Source organism: Stenotrophomonas sp. PS02298 (assembly GCF_029959445.1).
Lineage (GTDB): Bacteria > Pseudomonadota > Gammaproteobacteria > Xanthomonadales > Xanthomonadaceae > Stenotrophomonas.
Genome location: NZ_JASCOR010000078.1, coordinates 1 through 20,246 on the forward strand (window position 1 = coordinate 1; position 20,246 = coordinate 20,246).

The 20,246-nt window shown below is 65.8% G+C and carries 26 protein-coding genes; 2 read left to right on the forward strand and 24 right to left on the reverse strand.

Annotated features, from left to right (window positions below):
- Nucleotides 1-133: 133 nt before the first annotated feature.
- From QMX78_RS12525 to QMX78_RS12630, 22 genes are all read right to left on the reverse strand, one after another.
- Nucleotides 134-892 (reverse strand): hypothetical protein, encoded by a 759-nt coding sequence (locus tag QMX78_RS12525; protein ID WP_282269988.1) that lies wholly within the window; start codon nt 890-892, stop codon nt 134-136.
- Between the two features lie 52 nt (nt 893-944).
- A complete protein-coding gene (locus QMX78_RS12530; protein WP_282269990.1) occupies nt 945-1,562 on the reverse strand; it encodes a hypothetical protein in 618 nt (205 codons plus the stop codon).
- Nucleotides 1,562-2,005: a hypothetical protein gene (locus QMX78_RS12535; RefSeq protein WP_282269991.1), complete on the reverse strand. Its 444-nt coding sequence runs from the start codon at nt 2,003-2,005 to the stop codon at nt 1,562-1,564. Before QMX78_RS12535 ends, QMX78_RS12530 begins: the two co-directional genes overlap by 1 nt.
- The gene (locus QMX78_RS12540) at nt 1,998-2,315 is read right to left on the reverse strand and encodes a hypothetical protein (RefSeq protein ID WP_282269992.1); all 318 of its coding nucleotides are present in this window, start codon (nt 2,313-2,315) and stop codon (nt 1,998-2,000) included. Before QMX78_RS12540 ends, QMX78_RS12535 begins: the two co-directional genes overlap by 8 nt.
- On the reverse strand, nt 2,312-2,611 hold the full coding sequence (locus QMX78_RS12545) for a hypothetical protein (protein ID WP_282269995.1): 300 nt from the start codon (nt 2,609-2,611) through the stop codon (nt 2,312-2,314). The genes QMX78_RS12540 and QMX78_RS12545 overlap by 4 nt, the downstream gene beginning before the upstream one ends.
- Nucleotides 2,587-3,036: a hypothetical protein gene (locus tag QMX78_RS12550; protein WP_282269997.1), complete on the reverse strand. Its 450-nt coding sequence runs from the start codon at nt 3,034-3,036 to the stop codon at nt 2,587-2,589. Before QMX78_RS12550 ends, QMX78_RS12545 begins: the two co-directional genes overlap by 25 nt.
- Complete coding sequence (locus QMX78_RS12555) at nt 3,033-3,863, reverse strand: hypothetical protein (protein ID WP_282269999.1); 831 nt, start codon at nt 3,861-3,863, stop codon at nt 3,033-3,035. Before QMX78_RS12555 ends, QMX78_RS12550 begins: the two co-directional genes overlap by 4 nt.
- Before the next feature lie 5 nt (nt 3,864-3,868).
- Nucleotides 3,869-4,249 (reverse strand): hypothetical protein, encoded by a 381-nt coding sequence (locus QMX78_RS12560; protein ID WP_282270001.1) that lies wholly within the window; start codon nt 4,247-4,249, stop codon nt 3,869-3,871.
- A 2-nt stretch (nt 4,250-4,251) separates the two neighbouring features.
- Entirely contained in the window at nt 4,252-4,542 is a 291-nt protein-coding gene (locus QMX78_RS12565; protein ID WP_282270003.1) for a hypothetical protein, read from the reverse strand.
- A gap of 77 nt (nt 4,543-4,619) precedes the next feature.
- On the reverse strand, nt 4,620-5,657 hold the full coding sequence (locus QMX78_RS12570; protein WP_282270005.1) for a major capsid protein: 1,038 nt from the start codon (nt 5,655-5,657) through the stop codon (nt 4,620-4,622).
- An 18-nt stretch (nt 5,658-5,675) separates the two neighbouring features.
- The gene (locus QMX78_RS12575) at nt 5,676-6,038 is read right to left on the reverse strand and encodes a head decoration protein (RefSeq protein WP_282270007.1); all 363 of its coding nucleotides are present in this window, start codon (nt 6,036-6,038) and stop codon (nt 5,676-5,678) included.
- A 12-nt stretch (nt 6,039-6,050) separates the two neighbouring features.
- Nucleotides 6,051-7,355, reverse strand: a complete 1,305-nt coding sequence (locus QMX78_RS12580; RefSeq protein WP_282270009.1) for a S49 family peptidase — start codon at nt 7,353-7,355, stop codon at nt 6,051-6,053.
- Nucleotides 7,352-9,001 (reverse strand): phage portal protein, encoded by a 1,650-nt coding sequence (locus QMX78_RS12585; protein ID WP_282270012.1) that lies wholly within the window; start codon nt 8,999-9,001, stop codon nt 7,352-7,354. The genes QMX78_RS12580 and QMX78_RS12585 overlap by 4 nt, the downstream gene beginning before the upstream one ends.
- Entirely contained in the window at nt 9,001-9,216 is a 216-nt protein-coding gene (gene gpW / locus QMX78_RS12590) for a gpW family head-tail joining protein (protein WP_282270014.1), read from the reverse strand. The genes QMX78_RS12585 and gpW overlap by 1 nt, the downstream gene beginning before the upstream one ends.
- A 563-nt stretch (nt 9,217-9,779) precedes the next feature.
- Complete coding sequence (locus QMX78_RS12595) at nt 9,780-10,139, reverse strand: hypothetical protein (RefSeq protein ID WP_282270016.1); 360 nt, start codon at nt 10,137-10,139, stop codon at nt 9,780-9,782.
- Nucleotides 10,139-12,376 (reverse strand): phage terminase large subunit family protein, encoded by a 2,238-nt coding sequence (locus QMX78_RS12600; protein ID WP_282270018.1) that lies wholly within the window; start codon nt 12,374-12,376, stop codon nt 10,139-10,141. Before QMX78_RS12600 ends, QMX78_RS12595 begins: the two co-directional genes overlap by 1 nt.
- The gene (locus tag QMX78_RS12605; RefSeq protein WP_282270019.1) at nt 12,373-13,008 is read right to left on the reverse strand and encodes a hypothetical protein; all 636 of its coding nucleotides are present in this window, start codon (nt 13,006-13,008) and stop codon (nt 12,373-12,375) included. Before QMX78_RS12605 ends, QMX78_RS12600 begins: the two co-directional genes overlap by 4 nt.
- A gap of 348 nt (nt 13,009-13,356) precedes the next feature.
- Complete coding sequence (locus QMX78_RS12610; protein WP_282270021.1) at nt 13,357-15,831, reverse strand: DUF5906 domain-containing protein; 2,475 nt, start codon at nt 15,829-15,831, stop codon at nt 13,357-13,359.
- Between the two features lie 271 nt (nt 15,832-16,102).
- Nucleotides 16,103-16,456: a hypothetical protein gene (locus QMX78_RS12615; RefSeq protein ID WP_282270023.1), complete on the reverse strand. Its 354-nt coding sequence runs from the start codon at nt 16,454-16,456 to the stop codon at nt 16,103-16,105.
- The gene (locus QMX78_RS12620) at nt 16,453-16,680 is read right to left on the reverse strand and encodes a hypothetical protein (RefSeq protein ID WP_282270025.1); all 228 of its coding nucleotides are present in this window, start codon (nt 16,678-16,680) and stop codon (nt 16,453-16,455) included. The genes QMX78_RS12615 and QMX78_RS12620 overlap by 4 nt, the downstream gene beginning before the upstream one ends.
- A complete protein-coding gene (locus QMX78_RS12625; RefSeq protein WP_282270027.1) occupies nt 16,673-17,254 on the reverse strand; it encodes a hypothetical protein in 582 nt (193 codons plus the stop codon). Before QMX78_RS12625 ends, QMX78_RS12620 begins: the two co-directional genes overlap by 8 nt.
- Entirely contained in the window at nt 17,251-17,535 is a 285-nt protein-coding gene (locus QMX78_RS12630; RefSeq protein WP_282270029.1) for a hypothetical protein, read from the reverse strand. Before QMX78_RS12630 ends, QMX78_RS12625 begins: the two co-directional genes overlap by 4 nt.
- Nucleotides 17,536-17,615: 80 nt before the next feature.
- On the opposite strand from QMX78_RS12630, the gene QMX78_RS12635 reads away from it, so the two are divergent.
- Nucleotides 17,616-17,942, forward strand: a complete 327-nt coding sequence (locus tag QMX78_RS12635) for a hypothetical protein (RefSeq protein ID WP_282270031.1) — start codon at nt 17,616-17,618, stop codon at nt 17,940-17,942.
- A 347-nt stretch (nt 17,943-18,289) separates the two neighbouring features.
- On the opposite strand, the gene QMX78_RS12640 is transcribed toward QMX78_RS12635, so the two are convergent.
- Nucleotides 18,290-18,481 (reverse strand): hypothetical protein, encoded by a 192-nt coding sequence (locus tag QMX78_RS12640; RefSeq protein WP_282270032.1) that lies wholly within the window; start codon nt 18,479-18,481, stop codon nt 18,290-18,292.
- A gap of 286 nt (nt 18,482-18,767) precedes the next feature.
- On the opposite strand from QMX78_RS12640, the gene QMX78_RS12645 reads away from it, so the two are divergent.
- Nucleotides 18,768-19,499, forward strand: a complete 732-nt coding sequence (locus QMX78_RS12645; protein ID WP_282270034.1) for an XRE family transcriptional regulator — start codon at nt 18,768-18,770, stop codon at nt 19,497-19,499.
- A 65-nt stretch (nt 19,500-19,564) separates the two neighbouring features.
- Here QMX78_RS12645 and QMX78_RS12650 read toward each other — a convergent pair whose 3' ends face one another.
- Nucleotides 19,565-19,930: a hypothetical protein gene (locus QMX78_RS12650; protein ID WP_282270036.1), complete on the reverse strand. Its 366-nt coding sequence runs from the start codon at nt 19,928-19,930 to the stop codon at nt 19,565-19,567.
- Nucleotides 19,931-20,246 lie beyond the last annotated feature (316 nt).

Sequence of the window (20,246 nt, forward strand, 5' to 3'; positions counted from 1 at the left end):
CGCCCCGGCCCGCGGGCGCGGTTGATGGGGGGGGTTTTGGCGGGGTTGCGGTGGGGCGGCCCCGCCGCGGGGGGGGCGCGGGGGGCGGGGGACGGCTTGGCGGGGCCGGAGGCGCCATCGAGCAGCCTGGCCATTACGCCTCCGAGGGCAGTTCGATACGGCCGAAGCCACCCAGCAGCGGATCGTCGGCCGTCTCCACGTCGAACATGGCGGTACCCGACAACGGCAGCTCGCCGAACTCGGGGTTGATCAGCGCCAGGGTGTCGAACGGGTTGAACTGCACGCGGTACAGGTGCAGGCGCACCCGCTCGCCGCTCACCGTATTGATGCCGTTGAGGTACAGGTAGCGCTCGGGCGGCTGGGCGGTGAAGAACGGCAGGCTGGTGAAGGCGTCGTGCTTGTAGCTAGCGCTGAACGGCTGGGTCAGCGTGGACACGTCGAGCATCTCGATGATGCCGCTGTGCGGGCTCTCCAGGCGGTAGTCTTCGCCGGCGACCAGGGTAACAGGCGAGCCGCTGGCATCCTCGATCACCAGGTCCTGCACGTTGGCCGGCTTGTCCAGCACGATGCGGCTGCCGGCGACGAGGCCTTCAGGGAGGAGCTCGTCTACCACGGTGGCCGCGGAGACCATCTGCGGGGTGGAAAACAGTCCCAGCTGCAGGTTGTGGGTGGTGCCGTAGCGCAGCACCAGGTTCAGCTCGACGGTGGTGGACTGGCGCAGGCGGGCGGACTGCAGGCGCTGGCCGCTGAACTGTTCGGTGCGGTCCGCATTCTCGGTGTTGAAGCGAAGCTCGCAGGAGGACTGGTCGCCCACCCAAGTGAGCTGGCCGGGCTTGCCACCGGCGAGGCGGGTGCCAAGTTCGATGCGGCCCTGGAAGGAAAAGTCTTTCATTGCTGTGGTTCTCCGGTGGTGCCGGCACCGCCGGCAAAGGTTGAGTCAGGGGTCAGTAGTCGTAGCTGTCGAGCAGGCGGCGCATCTCGCTGCGCAGCACGTCCCGGGAGAAGTCGAGCAGGCGCTCGGGGCGACGGCCCTGCGCCAGCATCTGGGCCACGGTGGAGCGGTAGAGCACTTCCAGCCGTTGGCGCTTGTGGCCGACGTAGCGGCCCCTGGTCATCGCTACCTTGGGGCCGTAGCGCTCGACGACCTGCTGGTTGCCGCCGAGCAGGCGTGCGATGAACGTGCCTTGCGCCACCTGGCGGCGGCCGCGGTACACGCTGTAGCTCACGCCCTTGCGCGTGGCCCGGGCGCTGTAGTTCATCAGGCCGATGCCGCGCTTCCATTGCCCAACCAGACGGACGCCGGCCGCACGGGCGGTATTGCCGCCGATCAGGCTTGCCCGCAGGTTATCGCGGATGCGCGCCGCCGGCAGGTTGTACTCGGCCTGGATGTCGCGGCGGGCCTCCACCGGCAGCCGGCGCAGCAGCGTCTGCATGGCGCGCTCCTGCAACCACGGCAGGCGGTTGTCGATGCGCTGCAGGTCGCGCTGGACGTCGAGCGCGCCCTGCAGGTCGAAGCCGACGCCGGTAGCACGTTGGCGATGTGTGGAGACGGTCGCGGCCATCAGCGGCGGTACCCCGTCGTGAAGGTGATCTCGGCAGCGACGACCGGCATGCCTTCCGGCCGGTCGAGGAATACGGTGCCGGCGTACAGCGGCAGCAGCGCGCCGCAGGGCATCAGCTCGCCTGCCTGCACACGCTCGCCCATCTCGTTGAGCAGCTGCTCGACATCGTCTGCCCCGTCATAGACGACGGACAGTGCGTTGTCATAGCCTGCCGGCAGCACGAACTCGATGATGCCCTCCACCGAAACGCCGCCGCAGGCCTCAGCCGGGCGTTTGGCGACCACCGCGACGGTGCACTGCGGCTTGGCCGGGATACCGTTGCTGGCCCGCTCAGTGGACACGTGGGCACCGAGGTCGGTCTCGAATCCGTTGTCCTTGGTGATGCGCACCAGTTCGCTGCGGACCTGTTCGACGATCTGTTTCACGCGCACGGTGTCAGCCATGCAGCACCGCCACGACGACGAAGCCGTCGTCCTCATGAGCAGGCGACTCGACCGGCTTGACGTGTGCGCCAAGGCGGTCGGACCAGGCGACGATATCGCCCTGTTGCGGCTGCCACTGCGCCACCAGGAATGATGCGGTGGTCATGCGACCCACCACCTGGCCATAGTCGCCCAGCCTCTTCGCGTTCCGGTCGACCACGATCCGGACGGGCTGCGGATCGTCCGTGCCGCGCCTGACCATGGCATCCACGCCGAATTCGCCGAACAGGTCGGTGTGCAGATCCCCGAGCACGGCATCGTCGAAGCTCACGGCTTCACCCCGGTCGCCTGGATTGCATCGATCTGTTCCAGTTTGGCGTTCGCGCGCTCGAGCGCGGCGCGGCGCTGGGCCGCGACGTCGAAGCACATGGCGATGGGACCTTCGGCGATCGGCTCGCGCTCGGTCAGGCGGGGCGGCACCGGCACGTACACGCGCCGCTCGACGATGACCGGCTCCGGGCGCACAGCCACCCCCAGGGGCGGGCAATCCGGTTTCCGACTGCAGGTGGCGCCACTGAGGGCTACCACCAGTGCGATGGCGATCAGTACCCGGAAAAGGCGGGACATGTGGCCTCCAGTTGTTGCAGCGCGAGTGCGCAGTGGGTTTCCTTGACCTGGACGGCATAGCGGTCCATGAAGGTCCTGAGGGTCTTGTCGGCATCCGCAGCACGCGCCTGCGCGGCCGCGACCGCGGCATCGCTCTTCTGGCGGATGTCGGTCGCCTGGTCCTGCGCCGCTTTCAACTCGGCCTGCAGGACGCCGGTGGTCTGCTGCCAGCCCTCGTTTGCTGAGGCCAGTTCGCTGGTGCGGGTGCGCTCGGTCCGCAGCAGCGCGTTGGCGGAGTCCGCCGCGGCCTGCGCCACGAACAGATCCGCGGCGGCACTCCGGGCGCTGACGTACCAGACGGCGGACATCACCACGATGGCAGCAAGCAACGCGCCGACTGCGTACAGGAGCGGCTTGACCGTCAGGCCGGCGATCAGGGCTTTCATCGCGCGCCCTCGACCAGGTCCGCCTCGCTGTAGCGACGGCCACAGAGCCCGGCCTCGAGACTGGTTCCGCGCCACAACCGGCACTGGCTGCGCAGTTGCCGGCCGATGCAGAGCAGGTCATCGGCAGGAATACAGGTGTCGCGGATCACCCGCTTCTCGCGGTTGCGATCGCCGACCATGGAGCCGCCGCGGTTGTAGGTGTTGCCCAGCAGCGCGCCGAAGGCATCCACAGGGAGCTGAAGGGCGCCATCGCCGTAGGCTCGAACGGTGGCACGGTGATAGACCGGCAACGATGCGTCGACGAACACGCGCTCGGCCAGGCCGAAAGGCACGACGATGTCCCGGTACCGGGGCAACGCATCACGGGCAGCGATGCCCGTGATGCCAGCGGTACCCGCCAGGCGCGAGGCGGCCGGGTGGGCGCTCCAGTCCTGGGCGATTGCGCGCGCGGACTGGTGCCCGCCGTCGTAGCCGATACCCCAGGTCACGCCGCTGGCGCCGCCTGGCCAGATGGGCCACTGCAGCCGGCTGCTGTAGTACGACGGACTGGTGACCTCCCAGCGCACGATATGGGCGACCGCCGCCGGCGAGACGAGCGGCGGCTCGTCTGCGACCGGCGCCGGCACCACGGCTTGCACAGCTTCGCGCATCGCCGACACGGCCGATGCTGCATGCACAGCCGTCGTGGACTGCACTTCCTCGACAGCCGCGTCCACGCGCGCGGTCATCGGCGCCGGCGTCGTCACGACGAGCGGCAACGCTGCCGGCGCCGGTGCGGCAGCACAGGCGGCAAGCAGCGAAATCAGGAGCCAGGCCGGGGTGCGCATGGTGATCACCGGGCCGGCCAGAAGAACGCAAGCGACAGGAGCAGCGCGCCGAAGGTCTCGAGCCGATCCTTCACGAGCAGCCAGCGGGCAGCACGGTCGCCAGCGAGCACCTTCGCCTGCAGGTCCACCTCGGCCGCACGCGGGATGTCGTGCATGTAGACGGCCTTGATCGCCCAGGAGAACGCCAGCCACGCGGCGGCGTAGGCACACAGCGCCGGCAGTTCGGCGAGCCAGGCCAACGCATCCGGACCGACGCGGACGACCGCGCCGAGAACGATGTAGCCCAGGACGGCCAGCACGACCAGGCCGGGCAGCCAGAGCGTGAATTCCTGCGACTGGTAGAAGAATGCGCGCACGCGCGCGAAGAACGATTTGATGATGCCCATGATCACGGAACCTTCTGTGCGTTTTCGACCTGGTTGATGCGGCGCTCGAGCTCGGTGAGGCGCCAGATGACGCCGTTGTCCAGCTTCGCGTTGAGGACTTGTACGTCGGAGGTCACCTGTTGCAGCTTCTGGCTCTGCTCCTTCTGCGTGGCGAGGATCTCGCTCAGGAAGTAGCTGCCGACGCTGCCAGCGACGATGAACAGCCCCGGCAGGACCCACACGACGACCCGGAGGAAAATCCTGGCCATCTTGTCGTCGAGTGCGCCTTGGAGATTCATGCTGTTGTCGCTCATCGCCCCTGCTCGATTACGGGTGGAGGAACTCGCCGCCGCACGCGCCACCCGGGCATCTGCGTGCGGCGGCGGTCCTATCAGGTCCGCTTACCCTTCATCAGCACCTTCGGGCGGGTGCAGTAGTTCAGGGCGTTCATCTGCACCTCGAGGTGGCGGCCCTTGCCGTTGGCCGACGGATACTGCTTGGCGTAGCGCGGCAGCCCCGGGGTGTTGACGGTTTCCTCGTAGTCCGCCGGCGCGTATACGGTGCGCCACAGGCCCGGCACACCGATCGGGAAGATGTGGCAGGCATTGGTGTCGACGAAAGCGGTAGCACCCACGCGGCCGCGGTAGTTCTCCCAGACGATGCCGCCGAATTCGAAGACGCCGTACACGGTGCCGTTCGGGGTCACATAACCCGTACGCAGCACCGCCGCCATGTCGGTGTTCTTGTACGACTCGCGCACCTCGGGATGCTTCAGCAGCGCATCGAAGAAGGCATCGCCGCACTCGGCGAAAATCGTCCCGGTTGCAACGCCACCGAGGTTGTTGGCGATCGTGCGGACGATCTCCGCGCAGGTCTCGCGAAGCTCGCCATCAACCGGCGAAGCCGCATCCAGATTGAAGTCGATCTCGGGTTCCTGGGTGACGCCGAACTCGGTGAACAGGTTGTACAGGGTGGTGCCATCGGCGTTGACGATGATGCCCTTCAGGGCGCCGACGCGCTGGTATTCCAGGGTCGGGTCCAGGCGCCAGTTGACCAGGTTGCGCAGGCGGCTGTTGACGCGGTCCATCAGCACTTCCAGGACGCCGGTCTGGCCGAAGGCGCGGACGTTCTGCACGCTGTCGGCCATGATGAAGTCGTCCACCTGGTAGTGCGGCACGACCAGGCTGCGGGCATTGCGCTTTTCGCCGGCACCCGTCTGGCCCGGGCCACCGCGCGGGGTCGGGTCCACCAGCTTCAGCTCGCCGGCGACTTCCTCGAGCATGATCGAGGTGGTGGTGACGGGTTCTTCTTCCCAGCCCGCGACCTGGCCGGCACGGCCGGGGACGAAGGGGATGTTGTTGATGGCGTCGGTCAGCGACACCGCATTGAAGGCGTCGCCGTTGAAGACGTCGAGAGTGATATCAGCCATGGTGTGGGATTCCTTGGTTCAGCGCAGGACGATGCCGAGCGCAGCCAGCTGCGCGATCGCGGCGTTCTTGTCGTTGGTGGAGATACCAGCCGGCCACACCAGCTGGTCGGCCTTGACCTCGGCATCGCGCTCGACTGCGACGACGGCAACGTCGGTGGTGGCATGGGTGGTGGCCAGGAGAATGCCGGCCGCATCCTCGGCGCCAGTGTCGGCCGCCGGGTCCAGCGCAGTGAGCTTGCCGCTGGCGGTGAGACGGCCCAGTACGGCGCCGGCCTGCAGGTCGTTGCCCGCCGCGAGGATCTCGTTCTCGCGCGAGTAGGTACCGTTCGCTTCCGACAGGAGGAAGTCGCCGGCGCGGTTGTTTTCGGTGAGGGTGGTCATCGGCGTGGGTCCTTACTTGGCGGGGGTGCCGGCCATGGCCTGGCGGCGCTTGGCGAAGATGCTCTGGGCCGAAATGGACGGCTTGTCCGCGCCATCGCTCTCGCCGGGCTTGGCATGGGCGGCCGGGGGCGGCGCATCCTTGCGGATGGCCTCGAGCGTGACGCCGCGGTCGGCGGCAGCGCGCATCAGTGCGAGTGCGAAGTTGGCCGCGCTGTCGCCACCTTCGATGGCCGCCTTGAGCTCGGCATCGAAGCCCGGACGGGCGAGTGCCTGGATCTCGGCGATGCGCGCGCGCTCGGCCTTGACCGCTTCTTCGGTGGATGCCTTGCGGCCGGCCTCTTCGCCCTCGTGGCGCGCTGCGGCGACGGCGGTTTCGTTGGAGGCGATGACGATCTGGTCGCCGGTATGGCCGGCTGCCAGTGCCTTGCGCAGGTCGTCGGTGGTCGAAACCGTGACCTGCCCCTTGTTGCTGTCGGACATGGTGGTGGTCCTCTTGGGGATACTTGCGGAGCCGGCAAGCTCGGCGATCACGGATTCGAGCGATCCGATGCGGTCTGCCATGCCGGCGTTCACCGCGGCCGCGCCAACCAGCACGCCACCACGGCCGAAGTCGGCCAGAACTTTCTCGACGCTGATGCCGCGGTACTGGGCAACAGCGGAAACGAACACGTCGGCCATGGCGTCGACCATGGCCTGCACCTTTGCGCGCCCCTCGTCGGAGGCGGGGTCCAGGCGCTTGTCGGGGGACTGGCTGCTGACGATCTCGACCCGGCGCACATCCGACTTCGCATCGCGGGCGCTGGTGTCCAGGTAGGACATGACCACGCCGAGCGAGCCGAGCAGCGCGGTGTCGTCGACGACGATCTCCTCGGCGGCGCTGCCCAGCCACAGCGCACCGGATGCCATGCTTCCGCCGGCATACGCCCGGATCGGCTTGATGCCGCGCGAGGCATGGATCAGCTTGGACAACTCATTGATGCCAGCGGCTTCGCCTCCAGGTGAGTTGATGTCCAGCACGATGCCGCGCACATAGCGATTGTCCAGGGCGGCCTGGATGTCGTTGGCCAGCACCTGCGTGCTGGTGGCACCGGAGATTTCGGTGAACAGGTTGGCGTAGCGGAAGATCGGACCGGTGACCGGCACCACCGCGACACCGTCGCGCATGCTGACCTTGCGGGCATTGTCAAGCGGACGGCCCATGCGCGTCTGCAGCGCCTCGGGATCGCCCATGCGCCGGGCCACGGCCAGGATGGTTTCCAGCGATTCCTGCTGGATGACCCAGGGCATGCCGCTGGCGATGTTGAAAGCATCGATCACGCGTTGCCTCCTTCGTTGTCCGGCGATGCCCCGCCCGGGCTCTCCTGGGCGGGGGACGGCTTCGCGGGCGACGGGTTGTTCGGGGAGATGTAGATGCCGTCGGCCTGGCGCTGGCGGATCTCGCGCAGGCGCTGGCCATAGACGGTGCTCCAGTCCTCGCCGGACGAAGCGGCCGTCTCCATGGCTTCATTGCTGGTGCCGTTCTCGATGCGGATCTTGGCGGCGCGCGCCTCCTTCTCCTCGTCCATCGAGCCCTTGGCAGGGCCGATCCACAGCGACCGCGACCAGGCGTGACGCCGCGCCGGATCACCGTAGCCCGGCAAGTGGATGCGGCCGCTGGCGACTTCCTCGTCCAGCCACAGGCCGTAGACCGGCTGGCAGAACTGGGTGGTCAGCATCCAGCGGCGGCAGAGGAACATGCGCCAGGCTTCGAGCATGGCTGCGCGCGCAGCGGAGTAGCTGGTGTTGAACTGCAGCAGCAGTACGTCGAGGGGCAGCTCCAGCGCCGCGCCGATCTGCTTGAGGATGGCAACGAAGAAGGGGTCGAAGTTCGCGTTCGGGCGCGAGGGATTGACCTCCTTCGCCTTCTCGCCGGGCGCGAGGTCGACGATGGCGCCATTGCCCAGGGCGATGGCGCCGCCGCCTTCAGGATCGGCACCAGCGAACACCGGGATCGGATTGCCGTGCTCGTCGGTCTCCGTTTCGGCATCGCGCTCGATGAACACCGTCAACATGGCCGACAGCACCGCGGCCATCAGCTCGGCGCCGCTGAATCGCTCCAGTTGCTTCAGCGGTTCCAGCACCGGAGCCAGGAAGGGAACGCCACGGACCTGGCCCGGACGCTCCTTGTCGTTCCACACCTGGATGACGCGGCGGCGGCCGGTCTGCTCGCCGAACGCCGGGTAGTAGCGCCAGCTGGGCATGCGTGCGTCGATGCGGTCGCCGGGATGGGTGCTGCGTACCCAGCACCCCACTGCCATGCCATCCTGGAACTGGATGCCATCGATGCAGCTGGGCGTGTCGGCCGCATCGTTGGGATTGGAGATGCGATCAGCCTCGACCAGCTGCAGCTTGAGCTCCGAGACACCGCCCGGACGGCGATGCATGGGCGTGATCGCGAACACGTCGCCGCTGGACATGGCCGACAGCAACGCCAGGCCCTGCAGGCCATAGATGTCGAACGTGCCCTCGTAGTCGCACTCGAGCGGATTTTCCGCGTAGCGCTCCCAGCCCATGCGCAGCTGCGCGTTGTACACCGCTGCCTCGGCCGCGGTGATGCCGAGCGCCTCATGGTCGACGGCCGGCCGGCATACCAGCCCGGTGCCGACGATGCTGGTACGGCAGCGCATCAGCGCCGCGCGGGCCGGCATGTGGTTGCGGCTGGCATCGCGCGATCGCGCACGCAGGGTGCGCTGCTCGGATGCGGGCAGATCGCTGGTGGCGCTGCCGACCGGTGCGATCCAGTTCTGCAGGCTGCGCAAGGTGCGCGAGGCACCGCGCCAGCGGGTGCCCTGGATTTCGGTGGCGCTGGCGCGCAGCCCTGCTTGGGCCGCATCGGCTTGCCGCTGCATGCGGTCGAACGGCACTACCGCCGCGAGGCGGCTGGCGGCCAGGGATGCCGACGAGGGGGCGCGGGAGCCGGCCATCAGTCCGGCACCGCGTAGGTGATGCGGTTGCGACCGCGCGGCACACCGCTGATTGCCCGGCGCAACTGGGCGATGTACGCATCCAGCTGCTTCATGCCTTCGACGGAATACTCGATGCGGCGATCGCCGAACGCCGCCGCGGTGCGCGTCTTGCCGGTGCGCCATGCATGGCGCGCGGCGATCGCTTCATCGAGTTGTTGCTGGAGGTCGGCCATCGGTCCTGTTTCGTAGGCCGGGGCACGAAAAAGCCCCGCGATGGCGGGGCTTGCGTAGCGGCTTACCCTGCCGCTGACCTATTGTTGGCAGATCGCGTCCGGACGCAACACCTTTTCCAGAAATTTCTATCAGCCAACTGCCACATCATGCCGGCAGTGCGGGCATGGCGTGTATGCAAACTCGATTGCAGGGTTTCCATCGGAGGGCCGCAGCCGGCGTGGCGGCATTTCCTTCCAGCCGGACTTGCTACCGTTGGGCCATACCAAGCGCCAGGCGATGGCGGTGTGCGGCGGTAACGGCCGCGCGCGCGACAGGCTATTGGATGCGGGCATCGGCGCCTCCCGAAACCCTGACCGTATAGATCACGCCAGGCCGCCCTCGACCGACGCTGGGAAGCTGGTCTCGCTCCAGGTGTCCGGCGAGGAACAGCTGCCCCAGGACGGCGGATGCATACGCCCGGGAGACCCCGATCGCAGTGGACAACTCCTGTGGCGTGGCCGGACCCTTCCGGAGTTCCCGAAGAAACTCCAGCCGGCGCCCTTGTACTACCCCCAGTACCGGACTATTCATTGGCAGCATCCCTCATCATCAGTTCGCCTAACAGCACGCCCTCGATGAAGGCGCGTGCCGACTGCAGATAGGCGTAATACGAAGTGCGGCTGATCCGCAGCCCAAGACGGCTCAGGCGATGGAGCCGTTCCGCCTCCGGGCAATCCCCCATCACGAACTCGACGCGGAGCACCCGGGCCTCCTTCCATCGCCCCTGCTTCTTCATCCGCCGGACGATCTGTTCGATCCTGTCCGCGTCGTCGTCGCCGCTGCTGATGGTGGCCCCCTCCGGTAGATCCTCGGGGAAGGCGCACGCCCAGCGGCGCAGCTGCGGCTTTACATCACTGAGGGTTTCGGCAGCTGGCTCGACCATTACCTCACCCCCACGTTGCGCATGCCGCGCACAAAGCGCCGCGGCGTGGCTGGGCCAGCCGACGCAACTGGACCTCGTAGCAGGTCGCGCGCGTGCGCTACCAGCGTGTCCGGCAGTGACTGTGCCATGCGGGACTCCGGCGCCGCTGCCAGTTGCTCGACCATGGCCGACAAGACCGATGCCTCATCTGCCGTACCGCCGCGGGCATCGCGCCAGAGCATCATTTCGTCGGCGGTGATGGTGTCATCCGGGGCGCGGTCAAGCTTGCACAGGATGGCGTCCAGCGCCGCGCGCACGGGCAGATGGAACGATGGGGCCGAGGGCGATGTTTCACGGGAATCCTCGACCGGTCGAATCTCGACCTGGTTGGTCTGGCGTGTTCCACGGGAAACGACGGTGAACTGGTCCCGCGCCAGTTCAATGATCCGCTGCTCGCGGGCATCCCAGTCCGCCGCACCGGCGCGATGCAGGCGCAGGTCCTGGTGGTGGGCGGCAGCGTAGGCGTAGACGAAGGTGTCCAGTGGTTCGTTGCGGATGCCGCCACGGATCTTCTCGTAGCGCCCGGTCTTGGGGTTGTACTTCTCGCTGACCAGACCGTCGATGTAGAAGTCGTCCAGGTCCTCGCTCAGGTGCACCAGCCGGGCCTCCGGCAGGCGGTCGGCATCGCCGCCGAGACGCGGAAAAAGCCACTGTTTGATCAGGATGGTGCCCACCTGGTAGATGTGCACGCCCTTCTTGTCGAGCTTCCCCTTGTAGTTGACGTCCTCCAGCTTCGGGCGGCCGAGAACCGGGGCGTTGTTGGGCTTGGCGCCGAAGATGCACATGGCGCGGCGAATGCGGCGTTGACGGCAGTAGTGCTTGACGGCCTCGGTGCGGTGGCCACCTGCATCGATCGCTGTTGCTTCGATATGAAGGAGGCCGCCGCGCTGGTGCGCGATGGGGCGATTGAGCAGGTCCGTGAGCTTGGCCCACACCTCATCGTCAGCCGGGTCGCCGGACAGCTCCACGTAGTCCAATACCCAGCAGGTCATGCCGCGCCCCCAGCCGAGGATCTGCACGGCCAGACGATCGTCCTGTGTGTCCACGCCAGCAGTGAGCGCGAGCACACCGACGGGCGCGATGCGCAGCCGGTAGGTTTCCAGGCGGTCCTTGATGAGGTTCGGCTTTGCCTTCGCGGTGGACTTGTCTTCCCAAGGCTCGGCCAGACGATCGTTGATGAAGGTCTTGAGCTTTGCTGGATCGCCCTGAGCCTTCAGCCACATATCGACCAGGTCGATCCAGCGCGGCCCCAGGCCCATCGGGTAGTACAGCGCGTTGGCGTGGTAGCCGCGCACCTTCGCACCCGGGTTCTCGGCCACCCAGCGGCCGGCAGCGATCAGGCGCGTTTTCTGGTGCTCTTCAATGACGACACCGCATTCGCGGCAGGCATACCAGCAGCGCTTGCCATCCGGAGTCCAGTGCAGGCCGGCCCACTCGAAGGGCTGCTCGTGGCCACAGTCCGGGCACGGCCAATGCCAGCGGCGCTGGTCGGATTCGGCATAGAGCGCGGAGACGCGGCACAGGCCGGCGATTTCGGGCGTGCCGACCTTGAGGCGCTTGTAGGTGCTGGGGAACGCGGAGCTGCGGCCGTTGAGCATCTCGTCCGGGTCATCGCCGGACTTGAGCTGGGTGGCGAAGCTGGAGAATTCGTCGACCAGGATCAGGCCGGCGGACGTACCCTTCAGGCGCACAGGGTTGCCGGCGTGCTCGATGTAGAGCTGGCCGCCCTGGAAATCCTTGAACGAACGCCGGTTGGACGACTCGCGGCTGTTGGTGCTGGTAAGCACCTTCTGCACAGCCGGCGTTTCGTCGACCAAGGGGTTGAGCTTCTGGTCGATCCACTTGTTGGCCGAGACCTCGCCCGGTAGCACGACCATGATCGGCTGCGGGTTCTCGCACATGGTGTAGCCAAGGATGTTGGCTTCCATCTCCGACTTGCCGAACTGGATCGGCAGCATGCCCACAACGTCGTGCACCGGGCTGCGCGCACTGAAGCAATCCATGATCTCGACCAGCAGCGGATTGCGTTCGTTGTTCCAGTCCCCGGGAATCGCGCTGCCCTTGCGCGACAGCTTTCGGTTCCGGGTGGCCCATTCGCTGACCAGGCTCGGGCGCCGCGGTGCGATGGCACGGCTGATCGAGCGCCTCACCTCATGGCGCGCATTTCCATACTGCGCGAGCTGCGGCGCTGTACTCATGCTTCAGCACGCCCCACGCTGGACAGCTTCCGCGACAACGTCTCCAGCGCCTTCTCGATCGCATCGCGCAGCATCACCCGGACTTCGTCCTCGTCGTCCAGGGCGGCCAGCGCCGGCGCCAGCGTAGGGGGCAGCAGCTCCAGGCTGCTGCGCAGTTGCACGATGCTGTCGGCGATGGTCGACAGCACCTCGTCCTTCACCAGCAACTGGCCCATCTCGATGGCTTCCTCGCGCAAGGTCTTGCGCGCGAGCGCTTCTTCCTTGTCAGCCAACGCCTTGGCCCGGCGCAGCTGGTGGGGACTGTTGAGCGCCAGGTCGGCGTCCTCGGCCAGCTCATCGATGGACAAGCTACCGGCACCGGGCTCGCTGGTGGCTTCCGTCGAGGCCGGCATGGCGGCAGCCAGCGGAACATCGCGCCCGGCGGCATGTCGTTCGCGCACCCCGGCCCGCGATGGGTCGCGCGTCGCGGCGATGCGCTCGATGGATTCGTTGACGAGCACGCGGCGGCCATCGGCCGTGAGCACCAGACGGCCTTCCTTCTTGAGTTGGGTGATGTAGCTGGGCCGCCAGCCCATGCGGGTAGCGAATTCACGAAAGCCCATCTCCAGCGCAGGGGCCATGCCCTCAGCCATGAGTCAGATCCTCCTTCAAACTTTTTTTCAATCGAGAAGGGTTGATCCCCCTGCGCGCGAGCGTGGGCGCACTGCGGCATCGCTGGGCGTCTGCGGGGATGCCTGCGGGATGCGCAATCACGCAAACCCGCACTGGGCCTACGTCTCTGCGGCATTGCGCCGTCTGCGGGCATCCGCCCCGTGCGGGCGCGCCTGCGCACGCGCCTGCCCGCAACTTCCGGGCGCTACCCCCGTACACGCGGGCGCGCATTGACCCGGCAATGCCGCAGAGAGCCAGCATTGGCGGTATTTCTGCCCGCAAGGTTGGCCGCAAACTTGCCGGCAAATGCCGCAAGGCAGATGTGCGCGTCATGACTGATCTCCGGGCCACGACGAGGACTTCTCCTGCCAAGCATCCGCGTCGGTCCGGTTGCCGGAGAGGTAGTCGGTCTTGCGATTGCGCATCGCCAGGATCTGCTCGCCCAGCCAATCCGCCTCGACAGTCCCTTCCGGGGCACTGAAGCCGAACAGCAGGGTGGACAGCGGGTTGGTGATGTTGACCAGCTGCCGATGCCCCTTCCGGCTGGTACGAATGCCGCGGCGCTTCTCGATGGTGCTGACGAAGCGCTTGAGCGAGGCGGGCTTGATGCCCGCGCCGTCGCACCAGCGCCGGTACACCTGATACCACTCCTCCGTGAGGCCCGGCATGGGCTTGAGCGGGGGGATTTCCCAGTTCGACAGGGCATCGATGAAATCGACGGGGCTGTCCTGTGCGAGCGCGATCAGGTCGCGCTTGGCCTCCGTGTCAGGCGGGAGCGTTCCTGGGTTGAAATCGCCCAGGTCGACGTTGAGGAGGTAGTCGTGGAACGCCGCCAGGCCACCGTTGGCCATCTCGTCCATGATGGCCTTGTAGTAGGCGGGGTCCTTTTTCGGCGGCGTCCAGATGATGCAATGCCGGCGGTCGTCCTCTTCGAGCACGACAGGCATCTGCTCATTGGAGAGGAACACCAGGTTGACGTGATTGACCTCGTCGTACGCGGCGATGTGCTTCGGGTTGATCCGGATCTTCGTTCCGGTCACCAGGACCTTCAGCAGGTTCTTCTGCTCGAAGCGATGCGCCTGCGCGACGACCTCGTCCGCGATCAGGAACAGCTTGCGGCTGGCCCAATCGTTGTGTTTGTCGACGAGCGCGTTCTGATCGAGGATGCTGCCGTATTGCCCGTAGAGGGCCATGACCGCTTCGAAGAACAGGTTTTTGCCGGCACCCTGGCCGCCGTGCACGACGACGGTGGATTTCATTTTCGCGCCGGGATGCTGGATCGGGTAAGCACACCAGCGCAGCACCCACTGGAACAGTTCCCGGCTGTTGCGTTCGCCGCTGCACAAGTACTGCAGCAGCTCGATGATGCGATCGCACTTGCCTGGCACCGGCTTTGTCGGCCAGCCCCCCCACAGGTTGCAGGTCACTGCCGGGTCCTCGCCGGCGGGATCGAAGCCCACCTCGGTGGGTCGCACGATGTCGCGATCGGCATGTTCCATCCATGCCTTGTGCAGCTCGGGACGGACGCAGGCGTTCTTCATATCGGCCAGCGGCAGCAGAGTGTGCTCGCAGTGATCGAACACCGCACCGCCGCCGCCGTAGATCAGCGAGTAGCGCTCGAGCAGCTCTCCGAGGTCTTGAATGGGGCGAAGCTTCCCGCCCCGTTCCCCGGGCTTGGAGGAAGAAACCGCGCGCAGGGCCGGTGGCGCCCATTTCAGTTCCGAGAGACGCGCCTGCACCTGGCCACCGACGGCGGCCAGACCCTCGAGCGCATGCAGGTCGTTGAAGTCGGAATCCTTGCCGCGGCCGGCGAGGTACTGGGCGATGCGCTCGTCCTGGTTGGTGAACCTGACGGGGAGCCACTCCCCGCCGACCGCCATCGCCGCGGTACTCGCCGCTTCGATGCCCGTGTTCTTGTAGCGATGCGGCTTGCCGCACTTCGGGCAGTCGGTCGGGTGCAACGGCAGCGCAATGCGTTCACGGCATTCGCGATCGGCGCATTTACCCAGGATGTCGTCGTCGGCGCAGATCAGCACCTTCGCCAGCTTGTAGCGTTTGCGTAGGGCTTCAGCGACAGGTTGCAGGTTGCCCGCATCGAATGCACAGGCGACCGGGTAGCCGGTTGCCGCATGCAGTGACGCAGCGGTGGCATAGCCTTCCGCGACCAGGACGATCCAGTGCGGCGAATGGCCGAGCAGGTGGAAGTGGCCCTTCTTGACCAGGCCTGCAGGCCAGAATTCCTTCGTCGGTCGACGGCCTTCCTCGGCCTGCTTGGCCGACCGCAGGAACTGCAGGCCGTGGATCTTGCCGGCGATGTCGGTCAGCGGCACGACGGCGGTGTGGTTGCGCGTGAACTTCAGGCCGTAGCCCAGCACGCCCTTGCGCTGCAGGTAGGGAGACTCGCCCTCGAGCAGCAGCCGTGCCCACGCCTTCGTGGCGGTGGCCGCGGCAGTCTCCGCCTCCTGCTTGCGCTGCAGCTCCGCCGCCTTCGCCGCATCGGCCCACACGCGCTTCATCGCCTGGGCCTGCTCTGGCGTGATGCGGCCGGTGTCGTCGTCCGGCAGCGCCACCTTCTGCGCGCCGTTGTCGTCGCCGCGCCAGACGCCGAAGGACCCGACGATCAGCAGCCGATCGACGCTGGGCGCCCAGTGTTTCAGCAGGTACCAGCCGCGCTTCTCCTTGCCGCCGCCGTCGACGCGTACGCGCACCGGCCGCTGCTTGTCGATCTCAAGGCGGTTGCCAGGTATCAGCAGGCCGGCGGCGGCGAGCTGGGCCAGGACGTCGTCGTAGTTGCTGCCGATCATGGCGTCGCAGGCCTCCGCGCGAAATGCGGTAGGCGGGCTGTCCAGCGGATGGCCGGCACAGCACCCTCCTGCAATTTCAGTAACTTACGACCCGACTGACTACCCCAATTTTGCGGCTCCGCTACCCGCATAGGGCGGATATGGGGGGAGGACCCACTCTGGCATGCAAACGAGAACTTCTCGCATCCGCCAAAGGGCGCCGCGGAGGCTGCGATTGCATGGCCCTCTTTCGCAGATCCCGGGGTGCGGGGTTGGGAAGCTGGCGCAGCCATCACATTCCACCCCGCAACCAGGTGTTTCGGGTCTTCCATTCCGCACGCATGTCGGCGCGCAGCAGTTCGGCCGCCGCTTGCCCGCGGATGCCTGCAACGGTCTTCATCAACTGGTTCACTTTGTCGGGGGTGTTGCAGCCGCGGCGGATGTGGTGCCGTGCCTCGCAGATGCGCCGCTTCTGCTCGACGGCACTGCCGACGACCGAGGCGACATAGGCCCGGCATCCCATGCCGGTGGTGCAGTTGGAATGCGGGCATGCCTGGGGAAGGGTTGCGATCACGTCATCGCGCTTGTCGGCGGGCACGTTGGCCAGCCGCTGCATGGCGAACAGCAACCAGTGGCTGACAGTCAATGCCTGTCCTCCAGGTGCAGTTCGCCTTGCCGATCGTTCTCCGCTTCGGCTTCGAGCCGGAGCCTTTCGCGCTCGGCCAATGCTTCATCGCCCAGCAACCCTGGCACGTTGCCGTAGAGCAGTTGCATGGCTTCGGCGATCGCCCGGCGACCAACTTCCCCGACTGCCCTGCGGCAGTGGAAGCGTGGTGCCCGGGGCGCGCGGTAGGTGGCCACGTCAAGCACCAGGAGCTCCAGCGCTGACTCCCTTTTCCAGCTCACGCCGCACGCCGAGGACGGCCGCGATCACGTCGTCGCCAGCCACATTGATGCGATGCTTGAACGGCAGGTCCTCCGGGCCGAAGCTGCCGTTCTCGATGGCCGGCCCCAGGGCAATCAACAGGTCACCGTAGCGCCCCATCAACTCGGCCACGCTGGCCACCTGTATGCCGCCATCGACGGGGATGGGCACGGCCAGCATGCCGCGGCGCCGCGCCAGATCCCGCTCGCATTCCGTGCGATACGGCTCCGGAAGACTGAGCACCCACACGTCTTCCAGATCCGCCGGCAGCTTCTTGACCACACCGTCGAGGAAGCGGCCGATGATCTGGCCGTTGTGCTTCTTATCGCCGTCGGCGCCTGCGCCTTTCGTCAGGCGAAACGGAACATCCCGGTCGTCCTCGGCCACCATCTGCAGGTAGCGGTCTGCAACCACCATGCCGAACGTGCGCCGATTGGTTCCGGTCTCCCGCAGCATGCGCTCGGTGTAGCGGTAGATCACCGCCTGGCGCGGCATCAGATATTGAGGCCCGGGCTTCATGCGCGCCGCCCCGGGTTGGCCCGAGAATCCAGGCCATGGACGACAACATCCTCTTGATCAAGCTCCAGCCCATGCACTGGTACAACGCGCACACCGGTCTCGGTGGCGTGGCGGCCATCCTGCTGCTTCCCTGCCAACCCCAGCGCGAACAGCAGCAGGCCGCCGACAGCAAGCAGCACCGCCAGCAACCAGCGAAGGATTCGGCCAATGGGTAGCGCAGTGCGCTGCGCCGTAGGCTGCCGTAGCCGATCCAGCGCCAGCTCGTCACTAGGCTTGCGCATGGCCCACCTCCGCACCCACAAAGGAGCTGGCCTGTCGGTAGGATGTGCGTGCGACCACATCACCACTACCGGAGACCAGCATGGAACAGATAGCTATTGGCCCTGGCGAGGAAAAACTCGGGAAGGCCTTCGAGCTGATCACTTCGCTGCAGCAGCTCCTGATGGCGCTGTCGCAGCGTATCGAGGTGGATGCCATCCTCATTTCGCTGCTCCTCGACCGGATAGAAGACCCGCAAGTCGCTTTACAGCACTGGCAATCCAAGATGGCCGGTTACTACCCGGAGCGGGCTGTTGGGCATCTTGGCAACGAGGACATGAAGCATTCCTCAGCGGAACTGAAGAACCGGATTGCGCTCTGGACGCAGGCGCTAGAAGCGCGCGCTCGAGCCGCCGATCAGAACGACTGACCGCATCGGCCAATTCGTCGGGTGACGATAGGTTCGGCACGCAGCCGAGGATCTTTCGATCAGAGCGTTGGTGGTGCATGTCAGCGCGCCTCCGCAGAACGGCAGTCACTGGTGGATCACCTTCGTGCGTATGCACGCGCGGCCAGGGCCATACCCCTCCCCGATTGATGTGCTGCTCGATCAGGCGCTCGCGCTTTGCGTTACGGGCTTCCGTCTTTGCATCGAGCACGGCCCTCTCAGCGGCGCTTGGCGCGGTCAGCCAATCACGCACGGTGATGCGTGCGCGTTCGATCAGGTTGCGCATGATGGGCCTCCGTTGGGCCTTGGTGGATTCGCTGGGAACCAGGTCAGCCATTGAGGCGGACCTCCGCGAAATGCAGCGGGTGGCCCGCGCGGGTGCGCTCGGCCAGGAGCGATACCCACTCGTCGCTGGTGAGGCAGAGCTCGCTATCCGGCATCGGTTCGAGCAGCGGGGCATCGAGCAGAACGCCGACCTCGGCATTACCCATTTCGTCAGTCAAAGGAATCAGGCATCGCATGAGCGCCCCTCCTCAGTTAGCGAGACATCGCGCTTTGCAAGCTCTATCACTGCAATTGACGTCTCGAAGCTGGCTCCACGGACCTGCGTTCCACGTTTGATCCGGTGGATAGTTGGCTGGGAAGTACCCACTTCCTTGGCAATCCGGGACTCGGACCAGCCATGGGCGATGAGACTGAGGACGGCTTCACGAGGGGTCATGGGGCAGCATCCTATACGCAAACGAATAGGATATGCAATGCGCAATCGATCTATGCGCCTAGCCAGATGCCTTGGACAATTCGCCAATGAATAAATTGGCATTGAACTTGCGGGAGCTGATGCGGCACGAAGGGGGACTCAGTGAAAACCAACTGAGCCGCAACACTGGTGTGCCTCAACCGACGATCCATAGGATACTTAGCGGGCGAGTTGAAGATCCTCGTGACAGCACATTGCGCCCCTTGGCCGAGTACTTCGGCACAACGGTTGAGTCGCTTCGTACGGATATCAGCTCCATCACTACAATGCGAGATGGGGCTATTCGGGCCTACAGAGTGAAGGCCGCGGATGAGGGGGATGGCCTAGATCCTGAGCGGGAAGTGGCCGTTGCCGAGGTGGATGTGGTCGTTTCCGCGGGGCCAGGAGCTAGAGTCCCGGAGTTCGTGCAGACTCAATACCGCATGACCTATCAGCTCTCGTGGTTTCGTTCAATCGGCGCACGACCTGAAGATATCGTGGTCATGAAGGTCACTGGTGACAGCATGGAGCGCACGCTGTTCCATGGCGATCGAATAGCCGTAAACACTGCTGACAGTCGCAGCATCCTGGATGGCCGGGTATACGTTTTCACAACGGGCGGGGTGGAGCCCGATGTGAAGATCAAGCGGCTGTTCAAAACATCTGACGGAAAGCTCCGGGTCGTCAGCGACAACAATGACAAAGTGCTTTATCCCGATGAAATCTTGTCGGGAGAGGACGCTGCCAACGTCCACGTCATAGGCCGAGTGGTCGATCGCAGTGGCCGTGGAGGCTTATGAGCCTCCACGTAAAGCGGAATCATCGCGCCGCCCATTGGGCTGATGACACTCCAACCTGGGCATAGCTAAGTCGATGCCTCGCCCACCACTGGCGTGGCGTCCTTGCACAAGCTATCGATGACATTGAGAGTGGCCTGAGCAAGGGTCGGAGGATCGGCTGGATTCTCTATCAGGGCCGTGTCTTCCATGGTCGCAAACCGGCGAAAGCCTACATACGCACCGAAAGCGTTCTTAGCATTTACCTCTCCGCATAGGCGAACCTTCTCTTTGCCACGGGCAATGCTCAGATTGCGGAACTGTGCGCTCAGAGGGTCACTGAAATTCCGAGTGACAACTTCTTTTCCTGCGCGCACTTCAGGCTGTTCAGCTGCGATGCCTGAGGTTGAGACAGACAACAGCGCTATGACGATGAAAACAGGAATCCTGTTCATTCCTTCGCTCCTATTGGATCTATTTCAGTAGGCAAATGTCCGATGTGGATCGTGGCCCGGTCCAACTCGCAACAAGCGCCACAACCCCGCCATGGCTTCAGTGCTCAAGCACCACGACACCCCGCCCGACGGAAGCTCTGACGCCTGAACGGCAGATCATCGCGCTTTAGTCAATTCGTTTGGGTATTGCATTACCTATTCGTTTGAGTATTATTCGCCTGCCAGCCCACCAGCTGGCGGGCGAGCCGCCGGGGGCCCCCCCCCCCCGCCCCCCCCCCCCCGGCGCGGGCACCACCCGGAGCCCCCGTGTCCCCGA